This is a genomic window from Dielma fastidiosa, from assembly GCF_003475485.1.
GTDB lineage: Bacteria > Bacillota_I > Bacilli_A > Erysipelotrichales > Erysipelotrichaceae > Dielma > Dielma fastidiosa.
This window is the reverse complement of sequence record NZ_QRQL01000021.1, coordinates 1-781: the sequence shown is the minus strand read 5'-3', so window position 1 is coordinate 781 and position 781 is coordinate 1. Positions and strand designations below refer to the sequence as shown.

Sequence of the window (781 nt, the reverse complement as noted above, 5' to 3'; positions counted from 1 at the left end):
ATAAGCTGAATCATTTGAACTTAGGCATGAGAGCCGCTTGCTTTGGTTCTAGGAAGAATCTGCATCATGATCTTGAAGCTTATCGGTATGAGCGAAGAAAGCGGATGCTGATACCTGGCAGACGACAGGGAAAATACAGCAACAATCTCTTCAAATATCATCTTGAATCCGGGATCATGGTTTATCGAGGCACAGAGAAAGAGGTTCATTTACCGATCCGTTTTTATCATCATGCAGAGAAATTAGAAAGAGCAGTCAGATTACCGCATAATACCGCTGGTAAAGCCGTAGCTTATGAACTCTATGATCATGGTGAGTATTTCATCATCAAAGCGATCATTGAGGTGGAACCTAAAGTGATCATGACCAAAAAGGAAGAAGGCAGTATAGGTATCGATATCAATGTGGATCATATCGCGGTTGCCCACATCGATCGGCAAGGCAATCTGTGCAGACAACTAATATTACCCATGAAGTTAAAGGGAAAGACAAGGAATCAGCGAAAGCATGAGATTGCGGAAACAGCGAGTAAGATCATTCATGAATGTGTACATACCCATAAACCATTAGTGATGGAAGCCTTGGACTTTAGTGATAAAAAGCGGAAGCAGCGTTATCAGCCAAAAGGACTGAATCGAATGCTGAGTGAGTTTGCTTATGCACAGATCAGTGAAGCCATCGAGCGAAAAGCAGCTTATGAAGGAGTTGAAGTGATCAAAGTTGATCCAGCGTATACGTCACTGATTGGAAAATTGAAGTATGTACGGGATAAGGGAATGAG

The 781-nt window shown here is 42.1% G+C and carries 1 protein-coding gene; it reads left to right on the top strand.

Annotated features, from left to right (window positions below; genetic code table 11):
• Nucleotides 1-781 (top strand): IS200/IS605 family accessory protein TnpB-related protein (locus DWZ33_RS17870; protein WP_147352908.1); only part of this gene is annotated, 781 nt, incomplete at both ends.